General features: G+C 59.5%; 6 protein-coding genes. 2 read left to right on the top strand and 4 right to left on the bottom strand.

Translation table 11 applies throughout. From position 1 onward, the window contains the following. Positions 1-13 precede the first annotated feature (13 nt). The 3 genes from minE to minC form a co-directional block, all read right to left on the bottom strand. Complete coding sequence (minE, locus tag ACXRVY_RS16625; RefSeq protein ID WP_007974947.1) at positions 14-268, bottom strand: cell division topological specificity factor MinE; 255 nt, start codon at positions 266-268, stop codon at positions 14-16. A gap of 3 nt (positions 269-271) precedes the next feature. Beyond that, positions 272-1084 (bottom strand): septum site-determining protein MinD, encoded by an 813-nt coding sequence (gene minD / locus ACXRVY_RS16620; RefSeq protein WP_458237788.1) that lies wholly within the window; start codon positions 1082-1084, stop codon positions 272-274. Positions 1085-1286: 202 nt separating this feature from the next. After that, positions 1287-2024 (bottom strand): septum site-determining protein MinC, encoded by a 738-nt coding sequence (gene minC, locus ACXRVY_RS16615; protein WP_007974945.1) that lies wholly within the window; start codon positions 2022-2024, stop codon positions 1287-1289. 118 nt (positions 2025-2142) lie between these two features. Here minC and ACXRVY_RS16610 point away from each other — a divergent pair, with 118 nt between their 5' ends. After that, positions 2143-3075 carry a lipid A biosynthesis lauroyl acyltransferase gene (locus tag ACXRVY_RS16610; RefSeq protein WP_223462175.1) on the top strand — a complete coding sequence of 311 codons (933 nt, stop codon included), beginning with the start codon at positions 2143-2145 and terminating at the stop codon, positions 3073-3075. A 66-nt stretch (positions 3076-3141) separates the two neighbouring features. Then, entirely contained in the window at positions 3142-4296 is a 1155-nt protein-coding gene (locus tag ACXRVY_RS16605) for a patatin-like phospholipase family protein (protein ID WP_458237787.1), read from the top strand. 98 nt (positions 4297-4394) lie between these two features. Here the strand turns inward: ACXRVY_RS16605 and ACXRVY_RS16600 are convergent. Continuing rightward, positions 4395-5113 (bottom strand): outer membrane protein OmpK (locus ACXRVY_RS16600; RefSeq protein ID WP_458237786.1); only part of this gene is annotated, 719 nt, incomplete at its 5' end.

The following is a 5113-nucleotide window of genomic DNA, read 5'->3' as shown; positions in this document are numbered from 1 at the left end:
CAGCCGGATCGACTCAGCGATCAGGCAGGGTGATGTTGAGTTCCAGAATCGAGCAGCTGCCCTGGCTTTCCAGTGCGACATGCACGTCATCGGACCCGATATTGACGTACTTGCGGATCACCTCGACCAGTTCCTTCTGCAAGGCCGGCAGGTAGTCCGGGGTGCTGCGTTGGCCGCGTTCGTGCGCCACGATGATCTGTAGACGCTCTTTCGCTACCGACGCGGTGCTTTGCTTTTTGTTGGCACGAAAGAAGTCAAAAAGGTTCATTGCTTAGTTGCCTCCAAACAGGCGCTCGAAGAATCCCTTCTTCTGTACATCAAGGAATCGATGATCCACGGTCTTGCCCAGCAGGCGGTCAACGGTATCGCTGTAGGCCTGGCCGGCATCGCTCTGGTCGTCGAGAATCACCGGAACGCCCTGGTTGGATGCCTTGAGCACCGCCTGGGATTCAGGGATCACGCCGAGCAGGGTCACCGAAAGGATTTCCTTGACGTCTTCTACGCCAAGCATTTCGCCTTTGCTCACACGTTCCGGGTGATAACGGGTAATCAGCAGGTGTTCCTTGATCGGGTCTTCGCCGSGTTCGGCGCGACGGGACTTGCTGGCCAGCAGGCCGAGCATGCGGTCCGAATCTCGTACCGAGGAGACTTCCGGGTTGGTCACGACGATCGCTTCATCGGCGAAGTACATGGCCAGGTGGGCGCCTTTCTCGATGCCCGCCGGGGAGTCGCAGACCACGAACTCAAAGTCTTCCTTGAGTTGCATCAGGACTTTTTCCACGCCTTCGACGGTCAACGCGTCTTTGTCGCGGGTCTGGCTGGCGGCCAGCACGTAGAGGTTTTCCAGGCGCTTGTCTTTGATCAGGGCCTGTTGCAGGTTGGCTTCGCCGTTGACCACGTTGACGAAGTCATACACCACGCGGCGCTCGCAACCCATGATCAGGTCGAGGTTACGCAAGCCCACGTCGAAGTCGACGATCACTGTTTTGTGGCCGCGCAGAGCGAGGCCGGTACCGATAGCGGCGCTGGTGGTGGTCTTACCCACACCACCCTTGCCGGATGTAACCACGAGAATCTTGGCCAAGGTGTTTCACCCCTAAGGAAGAAGGACTTTTCAGTCCCTGAAAAACATCTCCTGAAAAACTACTGCAGTCGGACAGCCTTGGCTGGAATCCGGTTTTGAGCGGCGTTTACCCCCGGTAAACACTGCTTTCGGCCTTTTTCCTACTTCGTTTGAGCCGTTTTCGCTACGTTTTAGAGATGCTTGGAAAATGCGGCAGTATCCGTTAAAGCCGAATGATGTTCAACACGTCGCCGGACAGGCTGACCTGCACACCCGAACCCCATAGCGGGTCGCGGCGCAGATCTTCGGAAACCTTGTAATGTCCGGCGATGGAAATCAGTTCAGCACTCATTTGCTGACAGAAAATCCGTGCCTTGGTGTCGCCCTTGACGCCGGCCAACACACGACCCCGCATCGGGCCGTATACATGGATGTTGCCATCGGCGAGAAGTTCCGCCCCCGGGCTGACCGAGGAGATCACCACCAGATCGCTGCCCTGGGCATAAATCTGCTGGCCACCACGTACTGGCGAGGTGATGATTTTCGTCGGTTTGATGGTCGGTTCAGGCGGTTTTTCCGGTTTTTTCTTCGGTTCGCCTTCGGTCAGGTCCAGTGGACGCTCCCGGGCACCGGACGGTGGCAGTACTGGCAAATCCACCGCGATGGCGGCGGCAATGTCTTCGATGCGGCTGGCGCGGATCGCCAGGGTACGCAGGCCATGCTGGCGGCAGACGCGCATCAGCCCTGGCAGATCGACCGCGCCTTCGTTGGCAGGGAGTTTGTCCAGGGCCAGTACCAGCGGCGCGTTGCTGAAGAAGTTGGGCGCCTGGGCGACCTTGGCGGCCAGTTGCCGATCAAGGCTTTCGAGGTCGTTACGGGCCAGTTCCAGCACCGTAATGGCCAGCATGCTGCCCTTCAACTGGAACACGGGATCTTGGTCTAGCGGTTCGGTTTGGCTCATGGTCGGCATACAACGACTTGTCACTAAAAGTGCCGAGACTTATAACGAGAACGCCCGCGGGCCGCAAGCCGGGTCGAACGATGTAGAATGCGCGGCCATTGTCATTCCGGAAGCATTAATGGACCGCCCGCGTTTTCGAAAAGCATTTCTATCTCCACGTTTCTGGCCGCTGTGGTGTGGCCTGGGGCTGTTGTGGCTGATCGTCCAGTTGCCATATCCGGCGCTGCTGTGGATCGGCCGTGCTCTGGGTGCATTGATGTATCGCGTGGCCGGCGACAGACGGCGCATTGCCAAGCGCAACCTGGAACTGTGTTTTCCTGAAAAAACCGCCGCCGAACGCAAGCGCCTGCTCAAGGAGAACTTCGCCTCCACCGGCATCGCTTTTTTTGAGATGGCGATGAGCTGGTGGTGGTCGCGCAAGCGCCTGGCAAACCTGGCTCATGTCGAAGGGCTGGAGCATTTGCAAAAGGCTCAGCGCGAAGGCAAGGGCGTGATCCTGATGGCACTGCACTTCACGACGCTGGAAATCGGTGCCGCGCTGCTCGGCCAACAGCACACCATCGACGGCATGTACCGCGAGCACAAGAATCCGCTGTTCGACTATATCCAGCGCCAGGGCCGCGAGCGGCACAACCTCGACTCGCTGGCGGTGGAGCGCGATGACGTGCGCGGCATGCTCAAGCTGCTGCGCTCGGGCCGGGCGATCTGGTACGCACCGGATCAGGACTACGGCGCCAAGCAAAGTATTTTTGTGCCACTGTTCGGCGTTCAGGCCGCGACCGTCACCGCCACCAGCAAGTTTGCGCGGCTGGGCAAGGCGCTGGTGGTGCCGTTCACCCAGGAGCGTCTGGCGGACGGCGGCGGATATCGCCTGGTGATCCATGCGCCGCTCGAAGGCTTCCCCGGCGAAACCGAAGAAGACGATTGCATCCGCATCAACCAATGGATCGAAAGCGTTCTGCGGGAGCATCCCGAGCAATACCTGTGGGCTCATCGTCGCTTCAAGAGCCGTCCACCGGGCGAGCCGAAGCTGTACGCCAAACGTGGTTGAATCCCGCTCCTACAAGGGAATAGGTCGAAACAACGAAATCCCATCAAGCACCATGGAGAGTTGTGCATGAGTCCAGGCGAACCGGTTACAGGGTTGATTCTTTCCGGTGGCGGGGCTCKGGCGGCCTATCAGGTCGGAGTGCTGGCGGCGATTGCCGAATTGCTGCCACCGGGGGCGAGCAACCCGTTTCCGGTGATCGTCGGCACCTCGGCCGGCGCGATCAACGCAGTCAGCCTCGCCAGCGGGGCAATGGACTTTCGTAACGCCATCGAACGCCTGACGGCCTTCTGGCAGGGCTTTCGCAGTCATCTGGTGTTGCGCAGTGACTGGCCCGGGGTAATCCGCCAGGCCAGCCGCTTTGTCAGCCACAGCTTGCTCGGTATCGGTAAGCACATGCCGGTGGCGCTGCTCAACAGTTCTCCGCTGCGGGACTTGCTCAACGACAAGCTGTATATGGGCGGCATCGCCGAAGCGATCGCACAGCAACAATTGCATGCAGTGGCAGTCACCGCCTTCGGCTATGAGTCCGGCCAGGCCGTCACCTTCTATCAGGGCGGCGGCAAGATCGATGCCTGGTTGCGCCATCGACGCATCGGCGTTCCCACCCAACTGTCCGTGGAACATCTACTCGCCAGTTCGGCCATTCCGTTGCTGTTCGCACCGGTGAAAATCGGCGAAGAGTATTTCGGTGATGGCGCGGTGCGTCAGTCGGCGCCGATCAGTCCGGCGCTGCATCTGGGCGCCAGTCGGGTGCTGGTGGTGGGTGTCAGCGGCAACCCCCGCGGCGTCGACCCGCAACAACCCTTGCAGCGCAGCTACACCGGTCAGCAGCCGACCCTGGCGCAGATTGGCGGGCACATGCTCAACAGTACGTTCATTGACAGCCTGGAAAGCGACATCGAGTTGTTGCAGCGCCTGAATCAGTTCAGTCACCTGATGCCCGACGGCACGCCGACCCGCGCATTGGGCGTGGCGCCAGTGGACGTAYTGGTGATTTCACCRAGCCAGCCAATCGACGAGATTGCCGCGCGACATCGCCAGGAGTTGCCGCCGGCATTGCGCCTGTTCCTGCGAGGCCCGGGCGCGACCAAGACCAGCGRGGCAGGGGTGCTGAGCTATCTGTTGTTCGAGGCGGGGTATTGCAGCGAATTGATCGAACTGGGGCGACGGGATGCATTGGCCAAGCGGGGGGAGTTGTGCCGGTTTCTGGGGTTGATGTAGGAGCGAGCAAGCTCGCGATGGACGTTAACGATGACGCTGGGAGCCTGACACCCCGTGGCGCTCTCTAGTCCATCGCGAGCAAGCTCGCTCCTACATGATCAGAAGTGAACCTTGACCAGGAAGCTGGTCACGCTCTGATCAGTCTTGAAGCCCTGGCTGTCTTCAATCCCGTACTTGTTTTTCCAGTAGTCGTACTCGACACCGACGTACAGCTGCTTGGCACCCAGATTCAACGCCTTGCCCAGGTCATATTTGACCTGCGGATTGAAGTGCAGGTTGGCGTGGTATTCGCCTTTTTTGTTCACGTCGTTGTCGACGACCCAATCCATGAAACCGTCGATCAGCACGTCCGAACCACCCACCGGGATGGTGTAGGACCAGACCGGCGTGACCTGCCAGATGTTGTCGCCCGGGCGGTCGCCTTCGGTGTGGCGGTTGTAGAAGTTCAACTGGAAGTAATCGAAGCCCGGGATGGCCAGATCGAAGCCAGGGCCGATCAGGTAGGACTCGGTATCGTCTTCACCGAACTCGTAGGTCATGGCCAGCAGCACGTCCTTGATCGGGCCAAATTCGAACTTCTGGTCGAAGATCTTGTTGAACGACAGGCGCGGGCTGAGCTCGCCGTAGTGGCTGTTCTTGCCCGCGAAGGCGTCTTCCTTGCCGTTGTAGAAGATCTTGTCGATGAAGAAGAAGTTGTCGCCGTATTTCCAACCATCAGCGTGTTCAAAGGTCACCGTCTGCTGGATGCGCGGGTTGACCTGGAAGTCCTTGCCATAGAGATAGCTCAGGCTGTTGTTCTGCCATTGCAGCAAGTCGC

This window comes from Pseudomonas sp. P5_A2_2, assembly GCF_054177685.1.
The sequence above is the reverse complement of the archived record's forward strand: the minus strand, read 5'-3'. Positions and strand labels throughout refer to the sequence as shown.

What these genes read in the sequence shown, in the direction of transcription:
- minC (WP_007974945.1), bottom strand. Translation starts at nt 2,024, where the DNA reads ATGAGCCAAACCGAACCGCTAGACCAAGATCCCGTGTTCCAGTTGAAG.
- minE (WP_007974947.1), bottom strand. Translation starts at nt 268, where the DNA reads ATGAACCTTTTTGACTTCTTTCGTGCCAACAAAAAGCAAAGCACCGCG.
- ACXRVY_RS16610 (WP_223462175.1), top strand. Translation starts at nt 2,143, where the DNA reads ATGGACCGCCCGCGTTTTCGAAAAGCATTTCTATCTCCACGTTTCTGG.